Raw genomic sequence first — 23,394 nt, 5'->3', positions numbered from 1 at the left:
AAAGATGTTTCATATAGTCTTAGTTGAGCCTCGCATACCACAAAATACAGGAAGTATAGGCAGAATGTGTTTTAATGCAGGTTTTGCTTTACATATTATCAATCCGCTTTTTAGTATTGATGAAAAGGCAGTTAAAAGAGCAGGACTTGATTATTGGAAAAAATTAAATCCTTTTTTATGGGATAATTTAGAAGATTTTTTAAAAGAGTATGAAAAATTTCAAGATAGATTTTTCTTTGCGACAACTAAAACTACTCAAGCTTATTTTGATGTAAATTATCAAAAAGGTGATTTTTTATTTTTTGGAAGTGAAAGTTTTGGTTTGCCTATGGATTTAATGCAAAAAAAATGGGAAAATGCTATTACTATACCGATGAAAGATTGCGGTAGAAGTTTAAATTTAGCTACAAGTGTAGGCATAGTGAGTTATGAGGCTTTGAGGCAAAATTTTGCCTCTTTTGAAAAATTTTAATGATTTAAAACTTGATTTAAAAATTCTTTCAATCTTTCATTCTCTGGGTTTTCAAAAGCTATTTTAGGACATTCATCTACTGCTATAATGCCTTTATCCATGAAAAAAATTCTATTAGCTACATTTCTTGCAAATCCCATTTCATGTGTAACTACAAGCATAGTTAAACCTTCTTTAGCCACTTCTTTCATGATATTTAAAACCTCACCTATCATTTCAGGATCTAAAGCTGAAGTTGGCTCATCAAATAAAATCACATCAGGATTCATCATTAATGATCTTGCTATGGCAATACGCTGTTTTTGTCCACCTGAAAGCTTATGAGGAAAATAATTTTCTTTATCACTTAGGCCAACTTTTTTGAGTAATTCTCGTGCTTTTTTTACTGCTTCATCTTTACCCATGATTTTTGTTTGTACTGGCACTAGGCATAAATTTTCCAAAACATTTTTATTATTAAAAAGATTAAAATGTTGAAATACCATGCTTACTTTTTGTCGAATTTTATTGATATCTGTTTTTTTATCAAGTATATTGATATTATTGATATAAATATTACCACTATCTGGTGTTTCAAGTTTATTTAAACAGCGTAAAAAAGTACTTTTTCCACCTCCGCTAGGCCCTATAATAGCAATAATATCACCTTTATGTACTTCAATGCTAATATCTTTTAAAACTTCTAAATCTCCATATTTTTTAATCAAATTTTCTATTTTAATCATGTTTGTTTAATCTCATTTCTATAAATCTTGCAATCAGTGTTAAAATTTTAACGCTTACATAATATACAAGCCCTGTAAAAATAATAGGTTTAGGGTTGTAATAAATTGCTTGTAAGCTTTTACTTTGCATGGTAATATCCATAACGCTAATATAGCCCACTATTGAAGTTTCTTTAAATAAAGAAATAAATTCATTCATTAAAGAAGGTAAGATATTTTTAATCGCTTGTGGAAAGATGATTAGTCTCATAGAAGCAGAATAATTAAGCCCCATTGCTCTTGATGCTTCCATTTGTCCTTTGTCTACACTTTGAATTCCACTTCTTACGATTTCAGCTACATAAGCAGAACTATTAAGTCCAAGTGCAATAATAGCTACATAAAAATTATCACTCCAAGTAGCAAAAATCACTACTGAGAAAATCAAAAGCTGTAAAAGCAGAGGAGTTCCGCGTATAATGTCTATGTATTCATCTATGATGAAATTTAAACTTTGAATTTCTAAAAATCTTAAAAATGCTAGGAAAAAACCAAGTGCTATTCCTATTAAAATTCCACCCACTGTTAAGCCAAGTGTTGTGAAATAACTATGAACATAAGCTTTGGCTTCTATAGTATAAGCATATTCTCCTGTAGCTAAGCCATTTTGATCTTTAACTTGTAAAATTTCAATAGGAAATGAAAAATAAGCCCAAAAAACAATAATGGCAAAAAATACAAAAATTTTCATCGTATTTTGTTTCAATTTAAACACCTTATAAAATTTTAAAAAAACTAAGTGTATAAAAATTAAGTTTTCTTTTTACTTAAAAGCATTTTTATGTGTTTTTTTGGTAAATATCGTGAGTTAAATTTTCACATAGCTGTAAAAAATAAAATAAAATTAATATAAAATTATATTTTTTTGTAGCAAATTCATTTTTTTATGATAAATTTACACTCGATTAAATTATAAAAAGGAGATAAATATGGATTTAATATCCCAATTTGTTGGCTTTGTAAATAATCAGTATTATTCCATTTTGGTTATTTTGCTTATTATTGTAGGGTTTTATTATAGTTATTTGACAGGTTTTGTGCAATTTCGAATGCTTCCTTATGTGTTTGACATTTTGACAGAAAAGCAAGAAAAACATGAAAAACACCATATTACTCCTTTTCAGGCTTTGATGATTTCAACAGCTTCAAGAGTTGGTATAGGAAATATTGCAGGTATTGCAGTAGCAGTTGTTTTGGGCGGACCTGGTGCTTTGTTTTGGATGTGGGCTATGGCATTTTTTGGTGGCGCTTCAGCTTTTGCAGAAAGCACTTTAGCACAAGTTTATAAAAGTCGTGATGGTAAAAGTTTTAAAGGTGGCCCTGCTTATTATATTAGTAAAGCTTTAAATTTAAAATGGCTTGGAGCTGTTTTTGCGGTGATTTTAATCATTACTTATGCTTATGGATTTAATGGACTTCAAAGTCAAACTATGACTTCAGCATTTGAGTTTTATTATAAAGGTATGGTTGATGCTAGCGAAGTAAGTTTTTCGCAAAGTTGGTGGCCTATTGTAATAGGGGCTATTTTGGCTATTTTTGCTGCTTATATGTTTTTTGGTGATCATACTAAAATAGGTAAAGTAAGCTCGGTCATCGTTCCTATTATGGCGATGATTTATGTTGGTTTATCTATTATAGCGATGTTTATGAATTTTGATAAAATTCCTGAAGTGTTTTCTATGATTTTTAAAAGTGCTTTTGATTTTGAAGCTATTTTTGGTGGATTTGCAGGTTCTGCTTTAGTTATAGGTATAAAAAGAGGATTATTTTCTAATGAAGCAGGTATGGGTTCAGCACCAAATGCAGCAGCTTCAGCTCTTACAACTCACCCTGCAAAACAAGGGGTTATTCAAGCATTTTCTGTATTAATTGATGTGATTATTTGTACAAGTTCAGGATTTTTGGTATTATTTTCACTTGCTTATGCTAATAATATTGGTGTAGACGGTAAGCCTATTTTAACAGCACTACCTTTAGTACAAGAATCCATGAAAGAATATTATGGAAATCTAGGTGTACATTTCACTACTATTAGTATAGTTTTATTTGCTATTACTTCTTTGATAGGAAATTATTATTATGCTCAAGCAAATATTAAATACCTTACTCAAAATCCTATTATTATTAATCTTTTTAAAGCAAGTGCCGTGCTTATGATTTTTATTGGTGCAAATATGGATTTAAAATTTGCGTGGGATTTGGCTGATACTACTATGGCGTTTATGGCTACGATTAACATCATTTCTATTTTATTGCTTGGTGGTATAGTGAAAAAGGTATTAAAAGATTTTAGCGAGCAAAAAAGACAAGGTAGAGATCCGGTATTTAGTGCTTCAAAGCTTGGTATTAAAAACGCAGAGTGTTGGGACTAATGATAGATTATATTATTATTGCTTTGTTTATAGCTTTTATGGTTTTTCTTGTGTTTGGCTTTAACCGCCAAATGCAAGAAAAAGTCAAGCAAAGAGAAGAAAAACTAAAAACAAAGAAAGATTTTAAAAAAAATAGGTAAAATACACTAAAAAATTTTTTAAAAAAGAGTGTAAAATGAAATTGTTAATAGAAATAGGCACAGAAGAGCTTCCTGCTATTCCTTTATTAAAAGAACTTCCAAATATTACTAAAAAATGGGAAAAGATTTTACAAGAGTATCATTTAGAATCTGAATTTAAATTTTTCTATACTCCTAGAAGATTAGTTTTTATTCATGAAAATTTTAAAGAAAAACAAGATGATTCTTTTGTGGAATTTATAGGCGCACCTAAGGCGATAGCTTATAAAGATGGAAAGCTTACTCAAGCAGGATTTAGCTTTTTAGAAAAAAGTGGTTTAAAAGAAGAAGAGCTTGAATTTAAAGAAATTAAGGGTAAAGAAGTATTGTATTGTCAAAAACAAGTACAAGGCTTGCAAAGCAAGGTGGTTTTAGCTCAAATGATCGAGGCTTTTTTAAAAAGCTTGAGTTTTGGTAAAACTATGAGATGGGGTGATGGTAGATTTGAATTTATCAGAGCTATTCGCTCGCTTTGTTGTATTTTAAATGATGAATTGATTGAGTTTGAAAGCTATGGCGTTAAAAGTGCAAAAAGTACTTTTGTTCATAGAAGTGTTAGTTATGATTTAATACCTTTTTCAAATATTGATGAGTATCTTAAGACTCTAGAGCAAAATTATATTATTTTAGATCAAGAACAAAGAAAAAAGCTTATTATTGAGCAGTTAAAGACACTTGAAAAAGAAAATGATATTACTATTGCAGAAGATGATGAGCTTTTAGCTGAAGTTGTAGCTATCACAGAGTATCCAAAGGCATTATTAGGGCATTTTGAAAAAGAGTATTTAGAAATCCCAAGCGAAGTGATAATTACTTCTATGAGAGAAAATCAACGCTATTTTGCAGTATTTAAAAACAATACTCTAAGCAATCATTTTATTGTAGTTTCTAATGCGGTTTGTGAAGATTATTCTAAAATCATTAATGGAAATGAAAGAGTTTTAAGAGCAAGATTAAGTGATGCAATGTTTTTTTGGAAAAATGACTTAGCACAGGGTTTAAATAATGATAAAATAAGCCAAATGGTTTATCTTGAAGGACTTGGAACCTTAAAAGATAAAATTATTAGAGAACAAAAAATTGCTACTAAGCTTTGTGAAGTTTTTGCTAATACTCAAAAAGATGAAATTTTAAAAGCTATAGAATACTCAAAAGCTGATCTAAGTACTCAAATGGTGTATGAATTTACTGATCTTCAAGGCATTATGGGATCTTATTATGCTAAGGCTATGGGTATGAGCGATGAGCTTGCTTTGGCGATTAAAGAACAATACCTTCCAAATGGCGATAATTCAGCTATGCCAAGTAATGAATTTAGTTCTATTGTAGCTTTGGCTTATAAATTTGATACACTCGTGGGGCTTTTTTCAATGGGGAAAATCCCAAGTGGTACAAAAGATCCTTATGCTTTAAGAAGAGCAGCAAATGGTGTTTTAAAAATTATTCTAGCTTTAAATAAAAATTTTGATCTTAAGATATTTTTAGAAGTAATAGCTAGTGAGTATAAAAGCTTTGATTTGAAAATTTTATTAGACTTTATCTTAGAGCGCTTATATACTTTTTATGAGGTTAATGCTTCTTTTGTTAAAGCTGTGCTTAGCTCTAAAACTTATGATGTTATTTATATTGATTCTTGTATTAAAGCTTTAATACAAAGTGCAAATAAGGCAGATTTTAGTCAAAATTTTGCTACTTTTAAGCGCTTGGCAAATATTGCAATATTAAGTGAAGTTCAAATTAATGAAAATTTGTTTAACACTCAAGAGGAAAAAGATTTATACCAAGCTTTTATGCAGTGTAAAACAAAAGAAAATAACACCCAAGAGCTTTTAGAAAGCCTTTTTGCACTAAAACCACAAATTGATGCTTTTTTTGATAAAGTAATGATTAATGACAAAGATGAAAATATTAAAAACAATCGTCAAGCTTTAGTATGTGCAATTTATCGTGAGTTTTTAAAAATAGCTGATATTAAAGAGCTTAGTGTATGAGAAAAATTCTTTTTTTACTTTGTTTTTTGGTATTTGCATTAGAAGCTAGAGAGATTGAGCTTGTAAAAGGGCAAGTAATTTTTTTAGAATTTGATAAAAATAATTTTTTACAAATTAGCTCAAATTCTAAAAAACTTCCTTTTTTTGAGTATAAAAATAAAGTCATTGTTAGTATAGCCATACCTTATAAAAATCCTAAAGATAGAAAATTAATAGCTGAATTTAAAGATAATTCCAAAGAAGAAATTAACATAAAATTTAGCGAAGGAAACTATAAAAAAGAATTTTTAAAAGTTAGTGCTTCTAAGGTTAATCCACCTAAAGAAACACTTGATCGCATTAGTAAAGAATATCAAGAAGCTATTAAGGTTTATAATACTTATACTAATATGGCTTTATTTGAAGGCAATTTTACATACCCTTTAGAAAGTAAAATTACAAGTGCTTTTGGAAAAGCAAGATTGTTTAATGATACTCTTAAAAGTTATCATAGCGGAACTGATTTTAGAGCAGCAAGTGGGACAAAAATTTATGCTAGCAATGATGGTATTGTAAGGATTGCTTCAAATCGTTATTATGCAGGAAATTCAGTGGTAATTGATCATGGATATGGGATTTATTCTCAGTATTATCATCTATCAAAACTTAATGTAAAAGTAGGACAAAAGGTAAAAAAGGGTGAGCTTATAGGTTTGAGTGGAGCTAGCGGTAGGGTTACAGGGCCACATTTGCATTTTGGAATTTTAGTTAATGGTGTGCAAGTTGATCCACTTGATTTTATAGTCAAATTTAATGCTTTATAATGATAGTTTTTAGCGAGTTTTTTCAAAATTGGATTGATAAATATTACTGCCAAGCTGTGAGTGTTGGTAAAAATGGAGATTTTTATACCGCAGTTAGCGTGGGAAATCTGTTTGGAACACTCTTAGCTAATCATTTTTTAAAACTTATAGATGATAAAAAGCTAATTTTACCGGTTGAAGTTGTAGAAATAGGGGCAAATGAAGGGCATTTAATGCTTGATTTTATACAAGCTCTATACACTCTTAGGGCTGATATTTTAGAGCAGATTGAGTGTTTTATCATAGAGCCACATGAAAAATTAAAATGTGTTCAAAAAAAACTTTTTGATGAGTATGATTTGGATGTAAAAATTTATAATTCTTTAGAAGAATGTCATTTTAAAAACGCCTTTTTTTACGCTAATGAATTATTTGATTGTTTTGCGTGTGAGCTTATAAAAGATAGAACAATGGCATATGTTGATGATGATTTAAACATTGTTTTTAAAGCTATGAATGAAGATCTTTTAAAAGAATGTGAAAAATATTCTATCACTAATAGCGAGCTTTGTATTTCTTATAAACCCTTTTTATCCAAATTAAAACAAACCTGTGAAAAACTAACTTTTGCATGTTTTGATTATGCAAAAAAAGAAGAAAAAATTAGTATTAGAATGTATAAAAATCACCAAGTGTATAATCTTTTTGAAGAAAACTTAAAAGATTTTTTTGCTAAAAGTGATATTACATATAATGTAAATTTTGATCATTTTTTACAAGTTTTAAAAGAAGAGGGCTTTGAGGTGTTAGAATATAAAAATCAAAATCAAGCTTTAATTGATTTTGGCTTAGAAGAAATTATCGAGCAAGTTAAAAATATTAACCTCCAAATTTATAAAAACTTTATCAACCAAAGTAAAAATTTGATGTTTAACTTTGGCGATAAGTTTAAGTTTTTAGAATTTAAGCTTTAAAATCACTGCTTGTAATATCAAGCCCAAAGCCTTTTAAGCCTATAAATTCTTTATCGGTATTTTGACTTAGAAGTTTGATTTTTGAAATTTTTAAATACCTTAAAATTTGCGCTCCTATGCCATAATTTTTAAATTGTATGTTTTCTTGTTTTTCATTTTTCATGAAAATGATTACACCACCTTTTTGACTTAAAAATTCAATTTGTTTTAATAATTCATTAAATTTATTAGAAGTTAGAAGCTCAAAGTCGCTTCCACTAAGATAAAATTTAACATTCTCGCATTCTTTCAAAGTGCCAAAACTAAAAGCTATGTGTTCATTTTCATTGTGATCTTTAAAAGTCATTTTTTTAGCTTTAAAACCTGCTAAAATACTTTCTTCTTCTTTAATTAAAGAAATCAAACTTTCATTTTTTAAACGATACTCGATTAAATCTGAAATAGTAATCATATTAATATTATGTTTTTTGCAAAACTCAAGCAAATCGCTTCTTCTAGCCATATCTCCATTATCTTTAACAATTTCACATATTACGCATGCTTCTTTTAATCCTGCCAAACGACATAAATCCACTGTTCCTTCTGTATGGCCCGTTCTTTCTAAAACTCCACCTTTTTTTGCTATCAAAGGATTAATATGTCCAGGACGCACAAAATCACTCGCCTTTGCATTATCATCAGCAAAAATTTGTATAGTCATATCTCTTTCGTAGGCACTTACTCCTGTTGTTGCATTTTTTGCATCGACAGTGATGGTAAAAGCTGTTTCGTGATTTGATGTGTTTTTAGGTACCATTAAAGGTAGTTCAAATTTTTTAGCTAAGTTCTCACTTAATGCTACACATACCACACCTCTTGCGTGAGTGATGGTAAAATTTACTTTTTCTTGTGAGCTAAATTGTGCAGGGAAAATCAAATCCCCTTCATTTTCCCTATCTTCTGCATCCACCATTACTAACATTTTACCATCTTGAAGTTCTTTTATAGCTTGTTCTATACTTATATATCCCATAAAATCATTCCTTGAAAATATTTTAAAAATATTATAGCATTTTTCTTGACATTGTATAAAAAATAATATATAATATCACTTTTAATTTAAATAAAAAATTTCTATTGGGGTATCGCCAAGCGGTAAGGCAACAGGTTTTGGTCCTGTCATTCAGGGGTTCGAATCCCTTTACCCCATCCACTTCATATGATGCCGCGAAGTAGAGCAGTGGTTAGCTCGTCGGGCTCATAACCCGAAGGTCGGGAGTTCAAATCTCCCCTTCGCAACCATTATATAAAAATAATTTATAATCTATTTCAACAGATATTTTTTAGCAATATTGAAATCAAATTAATTTAAAATTTCTAAAATTATTGAAATTTTAAAAATACAATACAAAGAATAAAATAGATAAAATATATTTAACAAGAATAAATGGCGAGTTTAATAGGCGTATGATTTATTAATTAATATTGCACATGCTTTGTATTTTATTGTAAAAATGTAAAAAAATGATATTTTTTGTTAAATAGGTAATGTATTAAAATTTTTAGAGTGCAAGAAAAACAATATTGATTTAAAGTCTAACAAATAAAAATATTTCTTAATTGATGAAGAGCAAATGAGGAGACTTTATATTTTAAAGCTGGATATAACAAGATAGTATTATAAGCTGCTAACTACTTAATCGTTTCTTGATTAAATTCTTTAAGATCTATAAATAATAAATCTTTATAATGATTAGCAAATGCTTCTTTTAAGGTTTTATTAAATATTTCATTATGAATATTCATTCTAAGATTCTTTAGATAAGTATAATAATGAGTAGTGTTAAGTTCCTTTAATAAAACATTCATAGTTTTTTAAATTCACAGCCATTATCTGTGAGTATGCTAAATTCTTTTATGAATATTATTAGTTTTTAAGATAATAACAAAACTTTTAAGATATGCTAGTATATCTTGTCTTTTTAGGAGATAAAGCTACAGTATAATCAATTCTTGTAACTAAATCTATCATAGTAAGTATATATTTTTATTTTATTATCGACATATTTTATAGTATCTATTGCCCAAGTATTCATAGGAGTTGTTTTAAGATTTTTTTAGTTATCTATTTTTAACTCTCTCTTGTAGCTTTTATTTTGGCCTAGATAATTAATTCTTGTAAGTGTTATTCTCATTTTATCTTTAGAGATGATTCTTCTTATGGTGGAAACACTAGGAGGTTTTATTATAAAAAAGGCTTTAAAAAATAATACAATCTTTCTTTATCTAAATTTATATAAATATGCCTAAGTATTTTAATATTTAAAGTAATTTCCAAATCAAAAGAACTTCTTATATTTTTTACTTTAGTGTATTTTGTATTTAGGGTATTTAAATTATCATTATTTTTGTGATAAATTTCTTGTTTTCTAAAAAGTGTCTTTTTATCTATATTAAAAGCTTCTAAAGTAGCTTTTAAACCATGATGCTTATGAAAGATATAATTTTTATTCTTTGTTCTATTATTTTATGTTTTATTTCAAAAATATAACTATATTCTCTTAATTTAGCAAATCCTTTTATACATCTAAATAAATAATCTGTTTGGATAAATATTCCTTAGTTAGTTTTATTAATCAAATATTTCTTGATTGGTAAATAAAAGATAGTAGTTTTATTAACTAAGAAAGTGCCAAATGTGTTCGAACTTGTGTGATAATATTTTATCTTGATGTTTTTAATCTTCACATTGAAGCAATATAAAATAAGTATAAGAAATTAATTTTAAAATATTTTGTATAATTATTCTAAGGTATATTGTAGCAATTATTATGTTATTGTAATAATAATCAAGATTTATTTAATGATTACTCTCTCTTTTTTTATGAGTCATTAAATGATATAAGAATAAATTATACTCTTGTTTTCTAAGTTGATAACATGAAATAATATTTATTTTATACTCTTCTTGAATATTAAAGATAATAAATATCTAACCACTGCAATAATCTTTAAAAAATATTGATTAAGTTTGATGTTGAAATAATGTATGCCGTACTGCCTTCTATATAGTATGAACTACAAGTAAAATTCTTTCTTTTTTTAAAAATATAATCTTCTTCATCACTTGATTGATATAACTAAGCCATATTTATATGTAAATCACTGATTTGATCTTGTTAAAACCAATTGCAATGAAACTTAAAATAAATATGGCAGTTTTGATTTTTAAACATTTGAAGAAATGGAATAAAAATCCTGAAAAAATTATCAATTATTTTAAAATGATTATAGACAAATATGACAATGAGATAAATATATAGTATTAATTTTGAAATCCAATTTTATACAAATCCAACATAATAAAGATTTTCATTACTTAGTTATTTTAAATAAACAATTGCGTTAAAAAATGAAATCATAAATAATGCTATGAAAAATATATCAAACTTATAGGATAAAATTTTTAAGTAAAAAACTATAAATGGAGTGCGGTTGTAAATATCAAAGAAACTACACCAATGAATGATTTAGAAAATCTTTTTTAAACACTTTTAAAAATACGGCTTTTAATGCTATTAAATAGCAATCACCGTGATGAAGAAGAGAAGAAGCAAGATAAGGTTTTCAAAAGAAGCACCTTTTCTTCTCTAAATAAAATACACCTTATAGGTGCCATATGTTTTGTGCTAAAATGGGTGCTAGGGTTGTCTAAGTGTGTAGTACGGAAAGCGGATAAAGTCTGCCGCTTAATATTGAGATTAAACAGATATATCTAAAAGCTGATCTTTTTTATTGTCTGCTTTATCTGTATTTGTAGAATTACTTTGTTCTTCTTTTTTAGCTTCAGCTTCTACTTTTTTGTATTATCATTCTCAGCTTTTTTTCTTGTTCAAATTTAGCTTCTTCAAGTTTTAATAGTGGTTTTGCTGTATAACGCAAGCTTGTATCAATAACTTGATTACAACATTGAGAATATACTAATCCCATCATTATCCTTTAGTGATTTATACAAATACCTAATTTAGCACAAGCTTGATGCTGATAAATAGGCTGATGTATTGTCTGGCAATTATGAAAATTTTCACAAGTTAAAATTCCATCTTGTTGTTGTGAATTATTAAAATTTTTCTTGCTATGATAACTATGATTTAAAGCTAAAGCAACGCTAGATAATGAAGCAATAACTGCTAAACCTAAGATATTTTTTTTCATTATTTTTGAGCCTTTTTATGATTATTTTTGATATATGAATAATTATAAAAGTCAAAAAATTAATTTAATATTAAATAAGAGAAAAAAACAAAATTTGCTTAAATATTGAAAAAAATTACTCAACTTTTTTTGTTTTTTCTCGCGCGTATGCGTTTTTATATATTTAAAAAAGCAGGGGATGGATTTTCACAAAAGTCTATATGATAGGAGATAGTGAAATATTAAGTGGATAAAGTCAAAGATGATAGAGATACTTTAAGAACTTTGTTTGAAACACACAAGACAAATAATGAAAGATTAGAAACTCGACTAAAAGAAATAGGCAGATGGTGCGAAAAAAATTTAAGCGTGGAGCAGTTAAAAGAAGTATTTCCATTAAAAGCCGAAAGAATAGAAAAAGAGCTTAAATATCAAAGAGCTTTTGAAAATTCTTTTGAACAAGCAAAAACTAAAAGAAACGATAGAGGGTTTGGGTTTAATAGATAGTTTTCCTTTTTGGTGCTTTAGCAAATCGCACCTGTTAAGGTGCTATGATTTGCGATAATTGGGGTGCGGGGGCTGTCTGAGTGCGTAGCACGGAAGATGGACAAAACCCACTGCCCTAATATTAAGATTAAGCAGATATATCTAAAAGCTGATCTTTTTTGCTAGTATTTGCTTGATTATCAGCATTTGTAGAATTACTTTGTTCTTCTTTTTTAGCTTCAGCTTCTACTTTTTTTGTATCTTCTTGCTGTTTAGCAATCGCCTCTTCTAATGCAGGTTTATCTCGATATTCTACTTTGGTATCTACCAAGCCGTGACAAGTATTAACAAACATTAACAATATCCTGTCCATTTGCAAAAAGCATCTTGATAAATAGGTTGATGTATTGTTTGGCAATTATGAAAAGTTGCACAAGTTATACTTCTACCTTCTATATATTCTTGTTGTGAATTATTAAAATTTTTCTTGCTATGATAATTATGATTTGAAGCTGAAGCAACGCTAGATAATGAAGCAATAACTGCTAAACCTAAGATAATTTTTTTCATTTTAATCCTTTCTATGATTAAAATTTTGATATATGAATAATTATAAAAACTAAAAAATTAATTTAATATTAAATAAGAGAAAAAACAAAAATTTGTTTAAATATTGAAAAAAATTACTCAACTTTTTTGTTTTTTCTCGCGCGTACGCGTATGCATTTTTTTATATATTTTTTAAAAAAAGAAAGGCTGTCTGAGTGCGTAGCACGGAAGATGGACAAAACCCACTGCCCTAATATTAAGATTAAGCAGATATATCTAAAAGCTGATCTTTTTTGCTAGTATTTGCTTGATTATCAGCATTTGTAGAATTACTTTGTTCTTCTTTTTTAGCTTCAGCTTCTACTTTTTTTGTATCTTCTTGTTCCATAAGCTTTAAGGTGTCATATATTTGATGAACTTCCTTAGGCATACACTTGTGGAAGCGAATATTTGAATTAGGATTTAACATATTTAACATTAGAAACAATATCCAAATTTACAAAGTACTTATGCCCAGCTTCTTGGTAAATAGGTTGATGTATTGTCTGGCAATTATGAAAAGTTGCACAAGTTATACTTCTACCTTCTATATATTCTTGTTGTGAATTATTAAAATTTTTCTTGCTATGATAACTATGATTTGAAGCTGAAGCAAGGCTAGATAATGAAGCAATAACTGCTAAACCTAAGATAATTTTTTTCATTTTTGAGTCTTTCTATGATTATTTTTGATATATGAATAATTATAAAAGTCAAAAAATTAATTTAATATTAAATAACAGAAAAAACAAAAATTTGTTTAAACATTGAAAAAAATTACTCAACTTTTTTTGTTTTTTCTCTCGCGTATGCGTATGTATTTTTTTATATATTTTTTAAAAAAAGAAAGGCTGTCTGAGTGCGTAGTTGTAAGGGGTATTTTAAAAAGAATATGTAACTATCTATAGCTTTAAGGTTTGGAGGATAGTTACATAGAAAACTTAAATAATTTTATATAATTACATAAATATTTTATAGGAGTGTATAATGAATAAGATTGACACTATCGCAAATTTTTTAAATAAAAAATCTAAAAAATGTTTAGCTATAAATGGATCTTGAGGTATAGGTAAAACTTATTTATGGAAAGAAGTTGAAAAGAAACTTTCTAAAGATAAAAAAGTTGTTTATATAGATCTTTTTGGCAAAGAAAGTTATAAGCAAATATTAGAAGAAATAGTTGTAAGCCTACATGGAGATTATAATAAAATTACCAAAACAACTTTTAAAGGTTTAGAAGGTTTGGTTAAAAGTATAAGTAGCGGCTTAATAGATATAGATAGTGATGCTATTTTTTCCTTTTTAAAAAAGGAAGACTTTTATAATATTATTGTGTGTTTTGACAACATAGAAAGAAAATCTGATAATCTTTCTTTGAAAGAAAATTTAGGACTTGTAAATTTGCTTAAAGAAGAAAAAGAATGTAATGTTGTTGTGATTTTTCATGAGGAAGAATTAAAAGAACAAGATGACAATTTGACTGAAAATAATAAAGAAGAAGAGACTGAACAAGATTTTAATAGTTGGTATCAAAAAGCTAAAGAAGAACAAGTCAAACAATATAATAGTAAAAACTGGTATCAAATATACAAAGAAAAGGTTATTGATTGTGAAATAACCATAAAAAACAATGATGAAGTAGCAAAGGCAATTATCAAAGATAAAGTAAATAAATATACTAAAATTACAGATGAGATAAGAAATATTATTGAAATTGTTATTTTTGAAGTATATCAAGAACACTGTAGTGGTAATCTAAGATTATTATATCACGCATTAGAACACATATATTATTTTAACAAGCATTGTTTTTTAAAGTTTAGAAAATACAACGATAAACAAGCATTTGCAATTGCTCTGAAATTAAGTTATAAATCATTAATATTTCAAATTAAAAAATATCTTTCCATTAAAATAGAGAAAATAGATTTAGCTTCAGGTTATTATCATCTTTATGAAAAATACCTAAAAAATATGTTTTATTTAAATAAAGAAGAAAAATACCAACTAAGACGCGATTTTTATCAAACTTTAAAATTAAATTTTTGCTACAAACTTCACAACTGCAGAATAGAATATATAGAAGGTAATTTAAACGATGAGCAATTTGTAAAAGGTATTGAGAATTTACTCCCAAAAATAAACTTTTATCCAAAATGTGGAATGGCGTATTATCCTTATGATTTTTATCAAAACTTACTTTCAACCTACACACAAATTACAAAGAAAAAATTAAGCAACATAGAAGAAAAAATCAATCAGCATTATATAGAAGCTCTTGTTATAGAAGAATTTAAGTTTAATCTTAATCATTATTATAAGTCTGACATAGCTCTTTTAAAATTATTAAAAAATGAAAAATGGAAAGATTATTATGAAGATACCAAAGAAAAATACAAAACAAGCAAGTATGAAAATATTAATGCACTTATTAATAGCTATGAAAATATAGAAAGTAGTTTTTACCTCGAAGCAATCAAGCAATATAATTTTTTTTAAAAAGAAGAATTAGTACAGCTATTTAAAAATAATAACGATTTTTGTAAGAAATTTTTTAATCATTTTTCTATGAATATGGCTATAAATCATAAATTTGATGATGATTTAAATAATAATTTATTTCAAGCTTATTTAGATTTCTTAGATTTAGATGAAAATAAAATAAAAAAAAGTGTTGTTTTAAAATATATAAATTCACAAAATAGTGTATTAAGAAAGCTACTAATAGAATAATTGCGTTAAAGATATTCAATAAAATACTATTAAATTTACAAAAATTAAAAAGTTCTTATGTGTTTATAATTTACAAACATTATAAAATTAAACTACTTATCTCTTTTTAATTTATCAATAAAATCACTCCACCATCGCATTAACTCTCTTCTCTATCATCAAGTCTTAAGCTTCTATTATATACCGCTTTTACTTTATTTCTTTCTCTATGATCTAAACATAGTTCTATAACTTCACTATCTCGTTTATGAATGTTTTTATGCTCATAAAGAAAAGTTGAAGCAGTAGCTCTAAAACCATGATATAGTATTTCATCACCAAAACCTAATCTTTTAATGGCTTGATTTAATGTGTTTTTACTCATTGTTTTAGATTTACTTATATCACTTGAAAAAACATATTTTGAATTTGAGTAAGAAAAATTTTTAACATATAAAAGCAAGTCTAAAACACTCTGACTTAGCGGAATAATAAAATCCTCTCTTGCTTTAACTTTATTAGCACGAATAATAATTTTTTTATCAAAATCTATTTCTTTCCATTCTAAATTTATAATATTAGCACTTCTTAAAAATAAATATGGACTAATTTGCAAAGCAACTTTTGTAAAAATACTTATTAATCGTAAGTAATAATTCTTTAAATCTTGCTTCATCTGTGAAGTTTTATAACTTTGAACTTTATTAGTACCATAAAGTGCTTTTTTATATTTTGATTTTTAGTATTTTCTTTTTGAATATGTTCTTTTGGATTAATGCCTTATGATAGCATGTCGTTATAATCATTTACAATCTCTCTCGCTCGTGTTAATATGGTTATAGGATATTTTCCTATTTTAAAAGAATACCCTTTTTATTAAGTTTATATCTAAAATAAAAATTCTTATCAATATTTCCATGAAAAACCATAGCTTCAATATATAAATTTTTAGTACAAGCACTTTGATATAAGTTTTTTATCAACAGTTAAATTTTTAAGTTGCCTATCATTTACAATAATCACTGATTTTCCTTTAAAGTGTGTACAAAAAAATATTTTTTTTAATTTGTCAAAAGATTTTAATTGTAGTAATAATTCGTGATAGAGAAGTAATGGTGGATTTAGAAAGCGTCTAAGTATCCATACTTTAGAAATTAAATATCTAAATAACATATACTTTTGAAAATTCAATAATTTGTATAGTTAAATCTCATTTTAAAGATTTAATCCCTGATACAACTTTAGCTATTTCTTCAATGGAAAATAATACATAGCAAGATACTTCCATAGATTGTATTTTTTCTTCTTAGATTATCAATAGTTCCTGAAGAAACGCCTAATACTTTAGCAAATTCTTTTTTACTTAAAGACATTTTTTTATATTTCTCAAAAAATTTTTGTTTCTAAATAATTCTTAGTTGTGCTAATCTTGCTTAATTGTGAAATATGTTTGTTTTAATTTATAAAAATAACATATAAAACTATAAATATCTTTATATATCTAACTTTATTTAATCACTTTTTATTTTCTGTTAAATATTATATATATTCTTTTACCTATTATCCAAATTATAAAAACATACAAATTATAATTAAATATATTTTTTTAATAAGTAATTTTAAGATTATAACAACTATTATCAAATTTATACAAAAACGCTATATTGTAGTTATCTAAAGAGTATAATAAGGTATTTATACTCTTTATTTATTACTATATATAAGCTTAGTATTTATACTTTATATACCAAATATGATAAATACACCTTACACTGTTATCTAAAATACTAAATGCTAATACTTTTAAAAATGTTAAATAGTATAATAAAATATAAATATAAAAATTCAAAAAGATTATTTTTCATTGTTTTTAAAAAGTAAATGATAAGTTTTTTTCATATATATTTAAATAATAATAAATCTATTTGCATTTTTTTAATAAAAAATAAAAGTAATTTTGATTATTATTAATAAATAATTATTATATTTATTAATTTTTTGGCTATTTTTCAATATTTTTATAACTTTTTTATCACTTTTGTATTTTTTGTGTTATCATATTCTCATCACAAATAAAAAATTTTATGCAAAGGATTCGGGGGGGGGGATATGAAAAAAACACTTTTACTTGTTTTAATCATTCACACTTTTCTTTTTTCTCAAATAATGATTTTAAAAAATCAAGATAAAATCATTATAGATGACAATCAAACTCTTGCACTTAATCATGTAAACCATGATCAAAAGCAAATACTTAAAGAATATGATAGCATTGACCCAAGAGTCAAAAAGCTATTAGAAGAAAAATCAAAGAAAGATTCTAATCTTAGTAAAGAAGATGAAGAATTATCTAATAAGGTTATTGGTGTTATTCAAACTATAGGCAATGTATATAATGCCAAGGATAGTAAAGAAAGAGATGAACTTATAAGAGATTTAGCAAGCAATTATTTAAGCTTACAAGCTAATACTTTAATCCAAGAATATTTACATGCTCTTAATCACTCCATTAATAGTGAGTTTAATTTAAACTATAATGATAGGGGTGGTTTAAGTGGTAATGCTAAAGTTCTTTTACCTATTATGAGTGAAGATAATCCAAAAATATCTTATTTTTTACAAAGCGGTATAGGTGGATATGATAATAATAGAATCATAGGTCATTTTGGTGGTGGTATAAGATATTATCCTAATGCATTAGCATTAGATAATTCAGGAAATATCATGCTAGGATTAAATTTAGTTTATGATCATGATTTTAGTAGAGAGCATAAAAGAATATCTTTGGGCTTTGAAAGTATGTTAGATACACTAGCTTTCCATGCTAATATTTATCAAAGATTAAGTGATTGGATTAATAGTTATGATTTTAAAAATGCAAATAATGATCTAACTTTCTTAGAACGCCCTGCTAATGGCTGGGATATGGGTATTAAATATGCTTTTCCTTCTATGAGTAATGTAGCTGTTTTTGCTAATATGAGTAAATGGTATGGAGAAAAAGTAGCTCCATTTGGCAATGTAAACTGCTATGAAGATTTAGAAAAAAATCCTTTAGTGTATGAAGGAGGTATTACTTACTCACCTTGTCCTGCATTAACTTTTTCGCTAAGCCATAAAAGAAGTAATGAAAGTGATAAACAAGGCACAAATATAGCTATGAATTTTAACATACCTTTAGATAAAGATGCCTTCAAACACGCTTTTGATACAAAATTAGCAGGTATAAATAATACCATTGAAGGCTCTAGAACTCATTTTATAGATAGAGATTATTCTATGGTGCTTGAATATAAAGCTATTAACAATACTTATCATATTTCTTATTGCGGAAATTTGGGAGATAATACTCATTGTATTATGCTTAAAGATGGTTTTAATCAAGCAGTTAAAAATGTTGCTATGAGTGTAACTCCTGAACAAAAAAGTGTAATCTTAAAAGATGGAAATCATTATATTACTGATAGTAATGGAAAAGTTTTTGTAAAAATAATCCATTCTTATGGAGTCCATCAAACCAATTTAATTACTAAAGCAGGGAATGCTCAAGAAAGTTTCCCTATTACTATCATAGCTCCAAAAGAAGACTTTAGGATATTTGCTAAACCTTCTAATATACAAAGATATGAAAAATCTCTAATCACATTTACAGGAAATGATTTAGCAGGCGATTCGGTAATTCATTGGAAATTAAATGGTAAAGGAAGTTTAGAAAAAACGCCAAATTCAGATAAAACTGATAAAGATGGAAATTCAAATATCATCTACAAACCTGATGTAAACATGAAAGATAAAGAAAAAGCTGAAATCATTGCTAATGTATTAGGAGTTACTTTAAAAACATTTGTTCAAATAGCAATTTATGGAGATGATGATATTATCTTAGATAAAACTATTATAGGTAATAAAGAAAAAGCTCATGCAAGTTATAAAAACTTACAAGCTAAAACCACTAAGGTTAAGTGGAGTATTCAAGGAGATAATGCTTTATTTGTTGATAAAGATAAAACTACTAAGGAGCTTAATTTAATAGCTGATGATAAAGGTGAGAGTAATGTAGAAATCATAGGACTTAGTGGAAATGAAAAAGTAAAAATCATTGCTAAGAATATGAGTGATGAATTAGTAAAAGAAAGAAGTAAAGATTTAGAGATTAAAAATTATACAGCCACTATGGAGCTTCCTGCTGGAAAAGATCCTGTGACTCATCAAGACTTTGAAAAAGGAATGATTGATTATAAAAGCGACTTTGAAGTAAAACTTAAAGGTTTAATGCCAAAAACAAAAGTTTTATGGAAGGCTAAAGATATACAAAGCAATAAAACTTTAAGAATTAGTAACGATAAAGAAAGTACAGCTGATGATAAAGGTGAGAGTAAGGTAGTATTTGAAGGAGTAAAAGATTTTAATATTAAAAGATTACAAATCATTGCTACTTATAATCAAAGCGCAGCTAGTACTCAAGAAGTAAGTGGAGAAATCAAACTCCACCAATACACCCCAAGCATTAGTTTTAGTAAAGACAAAATTCATGCTTATGAAAGTGATAATAACAAAGCTTTAAAAGATCCAAAACTTGATCATGTTGAAGTAACTTTAAAAGGTGGTAAACCTAATGAAAAAATAGAATGGAGTTTAAGTGGAGACGCTACTTTAAGCAATCAAGAAGCAACATTTAATGCTAGTGGTGAAGCTAAGGCAGTTATTACTTCTAAAGCTCCATTTAAAGTTAATCCAAATTTAGAAGTTAAAACTATGACTAAAGATCTTAAAAAAGAATTGCCTTATGAGATTAAAGAATATACTCCTAAAGTAACTTATCCAAGCTTCAAAAGTCACGAAAAAACCATAGACTATGAAAGTGATTATGTATTAAAAGTAAGTGGTTTGTTGCCAAATTCAACCATTGATAATATCAGTGGAAGCAAAGGAGTAAAAGCTAAAAAAGAAAGCTTTAATGTTAATGATAAAGGTGAAGCTACTTTAGAATTTAGTGGTATTAGTGATTATAGTGTTAAAGATATTGCTATTAAGTTTAATTATATCAAACAAGGTGGTATTAAAAAGGAGCTTAATTTAGATAAAATCAAACTTTATCAATACGCTATTTCCTTTAATGCTGATCCAAGTACTATCATTGCAGAACCTAATAAAAATGCCGAAGTAACTTTAAAAGGTGGTAAGCCTAATGAAAAAATAGAATGGAGTTTAAGTGGGGGTGCTACTTTAACTAAGACTGATAAAGTATTTAATGTTAGCGGTGAAGCTAAGGCAGTTATTACTTCTAAAGCTCCATTTAAAGCTAACCCTGTAATTAGTGTAAATGCTATGGGTCAAAATTTAAGTAAAGAATTAAATTATAAGAAGATTCCAATTCAATTAACTCTTGGTCAAACAAAGCTAAATCCATATTTGTTTGAAGTTGTCAGTATATCGGCAAAAGGCACCCCTTATGCAAAAATAAAATGGAGTATTGCCGGCGATGGAGTACTTCCAAAAAAAGAAGATCTAATTCCAAAATATTTTGATAGTAAAGGTGTTGCACTAACTAAGTTTAAAACAATTAATCCTACTGCTCATCTGGTAAAAGTAAGCGTTGAATATGAAGATGGAAGTGAAAAAGCTACTGAAACAGCTGTATTTGATGGACCAATTCGTCCAAGAATAAATATGAGATATATTCCATTTGATACAGGAGCAACTATAGAGCTATATGGATTAACTCCAAACTCTAGTGTAGATGTTCAACCAGATCAGTATCTTGGTTATACTAATTTTGTAAATAAAGGCAAGCTTCATACTGATGATGAAGGTTCAGTTTATTTAAATTTTAAACCTATTGGAAAAGTTACTCAACACACCGGTAGAATTTTTAGTCTTAAAGTGAAATATAAAGAATGGGATGGAACTGATCATGAGGCAATTGTAGGAAGTATTGAGGTGCAAAAACGCATTCATGCAATATATGATACTTGGAAAGATCCTGCTTCATGCTATACCAGTGCAACTTTAACATTAACCGATGGAATTGCAGGAGAAAAAGTTGATTTTGATGGAACCAAACTCGATGTTGGCCATGGTCAAACTCCGCCAAAAATACAAAGATGGGATAAAGAATTTGATAATTCCGGTGAAGCGAAAGTTGTAATATCAACTACATGGTGCACTAAACCATTGACCGAAACTCCTACTTTTACAATGAGATTTAATACTTTAGGTGCAGATGTCACAAGAATACGAGATGTTACTTTTGGTGGTGGAGATCATGAAATAATTTATTAGTCGGATATATAGGCACATTTTATAATGTTATGGAAAAAGAAAGAAATATATGCCACTGTATAATTTTGAACAATTTCTATCTCTGTTAGCCCAGCTTTCAGAGGTAGATATTAAAACTCTTATGGAATATAAAGATTTATTGTTAAAAGCGTTATCGCCTTTAAACGAAGTAGAAAGATTTAATGCAAAAGAATGTATACAACTTATTAACACTCTTGAAGAAACTTTTTTAGATAAACTCCAAATAGAAGAAAGCAAAAAGAAAGAAATTTGCAAAAATATTATCAAAATACTAAAAAATCATTGGAAAATGTTTTTTTGAAAATCAAGTTGTAATGCAAAATAAATGGTGGATTTAGCAGGACTCGAACCTGCGACCAACCGGTTATGAGCCGGTTGCTCTAACCAACTGAGCTATAAATCCGCCAGAAGTTAAAATAAAAATGTTATTATATCTTTATTTCCTTAATTTAAATTTAGAATTTTATTTTTACCGCTTTTTCTATTGCTAAATATCTAAAGGTTATTAAATTTTGTAAAATTCCAAAGAAAATCATAAAAGTAGCAAAAGAACTTCCCCCATGACTAAAAAATGGCATAGGTATACCAACAACAGGAGCAAAACCTATGGTCATTGATATATTTACCGCTACATATATGAAAATAAATAAAGCAATGCAATTTGTCACCACTCTTGTAAAATAATCATCTTTGAGCTTATAATTTAAACTCAATAAATGAAAAATGAGTAAGGTGTAAAGTAGTATGATTACAACTGCACCGATAAAACCAAATCTTTCAGACAAATATGCAAAGATAAAATCACTCGTAGAAATAGGTAAAAATTTAAAATGTGTTTGTGTAGCTTCATCTGCTTTTTTTCCGCTCAAACCACCGCTTCCTATAGCGATGATGGATTGTTTTACATGGTAACTTGGCTCTTCAGCTAAGAAGTCATGAATTCTTTGTTTTTGATAAGGCTTTAAAAAATCACTATAAATAATAGGTGAGGCTATGGCTATAGCTAAAAAAATACTAAGCCAAATTTTATAATTTACCCCTATGATAAAAAGCGTTCCAAAGCCTACTATTAAAAGTACCAAAGCTGTTCCCAAATCAGGTTCTCCTGCTATAAGCAAAAACGGAAGTAAAATATAAAAACTTAGCTTTAAAAATTGTTTTAAGCCATAGCCATTAGGTGGTGGAGGATTTTGATAAATCAAATAAGCTAACATTAAAATAAAAGAGGGCTTAAAAATTTCAGAAGGTTGTATGGTAAAATGCGTAAAAGGTATTTCAAGCCATCTTCTAGCTCCAAGTTTTTCAACACCAAAAATATCCACACTTAAAAGTAAAGCTATATTAATCCAATATAACACAGGTATAAGCCACATTAGTCTTCTTAAGGGTAAAAAGAAAAAAAACGCAAATCCTGCAAAACCCACTAAAGTATAGATAAATTGTTTTTCAGCTAAGCGCGTATTTGCCTCATAAATTAAAAGAAAAGATATAGCTATGATAGGTAACACTAAAAGAGGTTGTACAAAGTCAAAATGTGTTAAAATTCTTCTATCAAGTTTTATCAAAGCTACCCTTTTTTATAAAATATTACATAATTA

The 23,394-nt window shown here is 27.3% G+C and carries 22 protein-coding genes and 3 tRNA genes; 13 read left to right on the top strand and 12 right to left on the bottom strand.

Annotated features, from left to right (window positions below):
* The first annotated feature begins 4 nt into the window (after nt 1-4).
* A complete protein-coding gene (locus tag L8Y18_RS01710; protein ID WP_257928077.1) occupies nt 5-472 on the top strand; it encodes a tRNA (cytidine(34)-2'-O)-methyltransferase in 468 nt (155 codons plus the stop codon).
* On the opposite strand, the gene L8Y18_RS01705 is transcribed toward L8Y18_RS01710, so the two are convergent.
* Together L8Y18_RS01705 and L8Y18_RS01700 are read right to left on the bottom strand one after the other, a co-directional pair.
* Nucleotides 469-1,197: an amino acid ABC transporter ATP-binding protein gene (locus tag L8Y18_RS01705; protein WP_263660602.1), complete on the bottom strand. Its 729-nt coding sequence runs from the start codon at nt 1,195-1,197 to the stop codon at nt 469-471. The genes L8Y18_RS01710 and L8Y18_RS01705 overlap by 4 nt on opposite strands.
* Nucleotides 1,190-1,942, bottom strand: coding sequence for an amino acid ABC transporter permease (locus L8Y18_RS01700; protein ID WP_133319270.1), 753 nt, complete (start codon nt 1,940-1,942; stop codon nt 1,190-1,192). The genes L8Y18_RS01705 and L8Y18_RS01700 overlap by 8 nt, the downstream gene beginning before the upstream one ends.
* 223 nt (nt 1,943-2,165) lie before the next feature.
* On the opposite strand from L8Y18_RS01700, the gene L8Y18_RS01695 reads away from it, so the two are divergent.
* Genes L8Y18_RS01695 through L8Y18_RS01675 form a run of 5 tightly spaced genes read left to right on the top strand, consistent with a single transcriptional unit; the run spans nt 2,166 to nt 7,534 of the window.
* Nucleotides 2,166-3,608 carry an alanine/glycine:cation symporter family protein gene (locus L8Y18_RS01695; protein ID WP_263659973.1) on the top strand — a complete coding sequence of 481 codons (1,443 nt, stop codon included), beginning with the start codon at nt 2,166-2,168 and terminating at the stop codon, nt 3,606-3,608.
* Nucleotides 3,608-3,748, top strand: a complete 141-nt coding sequence (locus L8Y18_RS01690; RefSeq protein ID WP_263660603.1) for a hypothetical protein — start codon at nt 3,608-3,610, stop codon at nt 3,746-3,748. The genes L8Y18_RS01695 and L8Y18_RS01690 overlap by 1 nt, the downstream gene beginning before the upstream one ends.
* A 35-nt stretch (nt 3,749-3,783) precedes the next feature.
* Entirely contained in the window at nt 3,784-5,778 is a 1,995-nt protein-coding gene (glyS, locus tag L8Y18_RS01685) for a glycine--tRNA ligase subunit beta (RefSeq protein WP_263676145.1), read from the top strand.
* Nucleotides 5,775-6,581, top strand: a complete 807-nt coding sequence (locus L8Y18_RS01680) for a M23 family metallopeptidase (RefSeq protein ID WP_263659975.1) — start codon at nt 5,775-5,777, stop codon at nt 6,579-6,581. Before glyS ends, L8Y18_RS01680 begins: the two co-directional genes overlap by 4 nt.
* A 2-nt stretch (nt 6,582-6,583) precedes the next feature.
* Complete coding sequence (locus tag L8Y18_RS01675) at nt 6,584-7,534, top strand: SAM-dependent methyltransferase (protein WP_318529420.1); 951 nt, start codon at nt 6,584-6,586, stop codon at nt 7,532-7,534.
* On the opposite strand, the gene L8Y18_RS01670 is transcribed toward L8Y18_RS01675, so the two are convergent.
* Nucleotides 7,524-8,546 carry a bifunctional 3,4-dihydroxy-2-butanone 4-phosphate synthase/GTP cyclohydrolase II gene (locus L8Y18_RS01670; RefSeq protein WP_220566773.1) on the bottom strand — a complete coding sequence of 341 codons (1,023 nt, stop codon included), beginning with the start codon at nt 8,544-8,546 and terminating at the stop codon, nt 7,524-7,526. The genes L8Y18_RS01675 and L8Y18_RS01670 overlap by 11 nt on opposite strands.
* A 105-nt stretch (nt 8,547-8,651) precedes the next feature.
* On the opposite strand from L8Y18_RS01670, the gene L8Y18_RS01665 reads away from it, so the two are divergent.
* Together L8Y18_RS01665 and L8Y18_RS01660 are read left to right on the top strand one after the other, a co-directional pair.
* Nucleotides 8,652-8,726 (top strand) — tRNA-Gln (locus tag L8Y18_RS01665).
* Nucleotides 8,727-8,739: 13 nt separating this feature from the next.
* Nucleotides 8,740-8,815: transfer RNA gene (locus L8Y18_RS01660), tRNA-Met, on the top strand.
* Nucleotides 8,816-11,359: 2,544 nt separating this feature from the next.
* On the opposite strand, the gene L8Y18_RS01655 is transcribed toward L8Y18_RS01660, so the two are convergent.
* Together L8Y18_RS01655 and L8Y18_RS01650 are read right to left on the bottom strand one after the other, a co-directional pair.
* Complete coding sequence (locus L8Y18_RS01655; RefSeq protein WP_263676144.1) at nt 11,360-11,503, bottom strand: hypothetical protein; 144 nt, start codon at nt 11,501-11,503, stop codon at nt 11,360-11,362.
* 9 nt (nt 11,504-11,512) lie between these two features.
* The gene (locus L8Y18_RS01650) at nt 11,513-11,728 is read right to left on the bottom strand and encodes a hypothetical protein (protein ID WP_263676143.1); all 216 of its coding nucleotides are present in this window, start codon (nt 11,726-11,728) and stop codon (nt 11,513-11,515) included.
* A gap of 225 nt (nt 11,729-11,953) precedes the next feature.
* Between L8Y18_RS01650 and L8Y18_RS01645 the strand changes: the two genes are divergently transcribed.
* Entirely contained in the window at nt 11,954-12,214 is a 261-nt protein-coding gene (locus L8Y18_RS01645; protein ID WP_263660609.1) for a hypothetical protein, read from the top strand.
* 127 nt (nt 12,215-12,341) lie between these two features.
* On the opposite strand, the gene L8Y18_RS01640 is transcribed toward L8Y18_RS01645, so the two are convergent.
* The 4 genes from L8Y18_RS01640 to L8Y18_RS01625 all read right to left on the bottom strand — a co-directional run bounded on the left by L8Y18_RS01640 (nt 12,342) and on the right by L8Y18_RS01625 (nt 13,446).
* Nucleotides 12,342-12,548: a hypothetical protein gene (locus L8Y18_RS01640; protein WP_126204267.1), complete on the bottom strand. Its 207-nt coding sequence runs from the start codon at nt 12,546-12,548 to the stop codon at nt 12,342-12,344.
* The gene (locus L8Y18_RS01635) at nt 12,548-12,763 is read right to left on the bottom strand and encodes a hypothetical protein (protein WP_263676142.1); all 216 of its coding nucleotides are present in this window, start codon (nt 12,761-12,763) and stop codon (nt 12,548-12,550) included. The genes L8Y18_RS01640 and L8Y18_RS01635 overlap by 1 nt, the downstream gene beginning before the upstream one ends.
* Nucleotides 12,764-13,004: 241 nt before the next feature.
* On the bottom strand, nt 13,005-13,220 hold the full coding sequence (locus L8Y18_RS01630) for a hypothetical protein (RefSeq protein WP_263662375.1): 216 nt from the start codon (nt 13,218-13,220) through the stop codon (nt 13,005-13,007).
* Complete coding sequence (locus L8Y18_RS01625) at nt 13,198-13,446, bottom strand: hypothetical protein (RefSeq protein WP_263676140.1); 249 nt, start codon at nt 13,444-13,446, stop codon at nt 13,198-13,200. The genes L8Y18_RS01630 and L8Y18_RS01625 overlap by 23 nt, the downstream gene beginning before the upstream one ends.
* A gap of 577 nt (nt 13,447-14,023) precedes the next feature.
* On the opposite strand from L8Y18_RS01625, the gene L8Y18_RS01620 reads away from it, so the two are divergent.
* Nucleotides 14,024-15,280: a hypothetical protein gene (locus L8Y18_RS01620; protein WP_263676139.1), complete on the top strand. Its 1,257-nt coding sequence runs from the start codon at nt 14,024-14,026 to the stop codon at nt 15,278-15,280.
* A gap of 69 nt (nt 15,281-15,349) precedes the next feature.
* Nucleotides 15,350-15,514: a hypothetical protein gene (locus L8Y18_RS01615; RefSeq protein ID WP_263676138.1), complete on the top strand. Its 165-nt coding sequence runs from the start codon at nt 15,350-15,352 to the stop codon at nt 15,512-15,514.
* A gap of 139 nt (nt 15,515-15,653) precedes the next feature.
* Here L8Y18_RS01615 and L8Y18_RS01610 read toward each other — a convergent pair whose 3' ends face one another.
* The gene (locus L8Y18_RS01610) at nt 15,654-16,109 is read right to left on the bottom strand and encodes a tyrosine-type recombinase/integrase (RefSeq protein WP_263676137.1); all 456 of its coding nucleotides are present in this window, start codon (nt 16,107-16,109) and stop codon (nt 15,654-15,656) included.
* A 1,493-nt stretch (nt 16,110-17,602) separates the two neighbouring features.
* On the opposite strand from L8Y18_RS01610, the gene L8Y18_RS01605 reads away from it, so the two are divergent.
* Together L8Y18_RS01605 and L8Y18_RS01600 are read left to right on the top strand one after the other, a co-directional pair.
* Complete coding sequence (locus tag L8Y18_RS01605) at nt 17,603-21,775, top strand: inverse autotransporter beta domain-containing protein (RefSeq protein ID WP_263676136.1); 4,173 nt, start codon at nt 17,603-17,605, stop codon at nt 21,773-21,775.
* Nucleotides 21,776-21,824: 49 nt separating this feature from the next.
* On the top strand, nt 21,825-22,097 hold the full coding sequence (locus L8Y18_RS01600) for a hypothetical protein (RefSeq protein WP_263676135.1): 273 nt from the start codon (nt 21,825-21,827) through the stop codon (nt 22,095-22,097).
* A gap of 25 nt (nt 22,098-22,122) precedes the next feature.
* Here L8Y18_RS01600 and L8Y18_RS01595 read toward each other — a convergent pair.
* Together L8Y18_RS01595 and L8Y18_RS01590 are read right to left on the bottom strand one after the other, a co-directional pair.
* Nucleotides 22,123-22,199: transfer RNA gene (locus tag L8Y18_RS01595), tRNA-Ile, on the bottom strand.
* A gap of 52 nt (nt 22,200-22,251) precedes the next feature.
* Nucleotides 22,252-23,361: an FtsW/RodA/SpoVE family cell cycle protein gene (locus L8Y18_RS01590; RefSeq protein ID WP_087700555.1), complete on the bottom strand. Its 1,110-nt coding sequence runs from the start codon at nt 23,359-23,361 to the stop codon at nt 22,252-22,254.
* Nucleotides 23,362-23,394: the final 33 nt, after the last annotated feature.

It is taken from the genome of Campylobacter sp. CNRCH_2007_0968H, from assembly GCF_025773245.1.
GTDB lineage: Bacteria > Campylobacterota > Campylobacteria > Campylobacterales > Campylobacteraceae > Campylobacter_D > Campylobacter_D lari_D.
The sequence above is the reverse complement of the archived record's forward strand: the minus strand, read 5'-3'. Positions and strand labels throughout refer to the sequence as shown.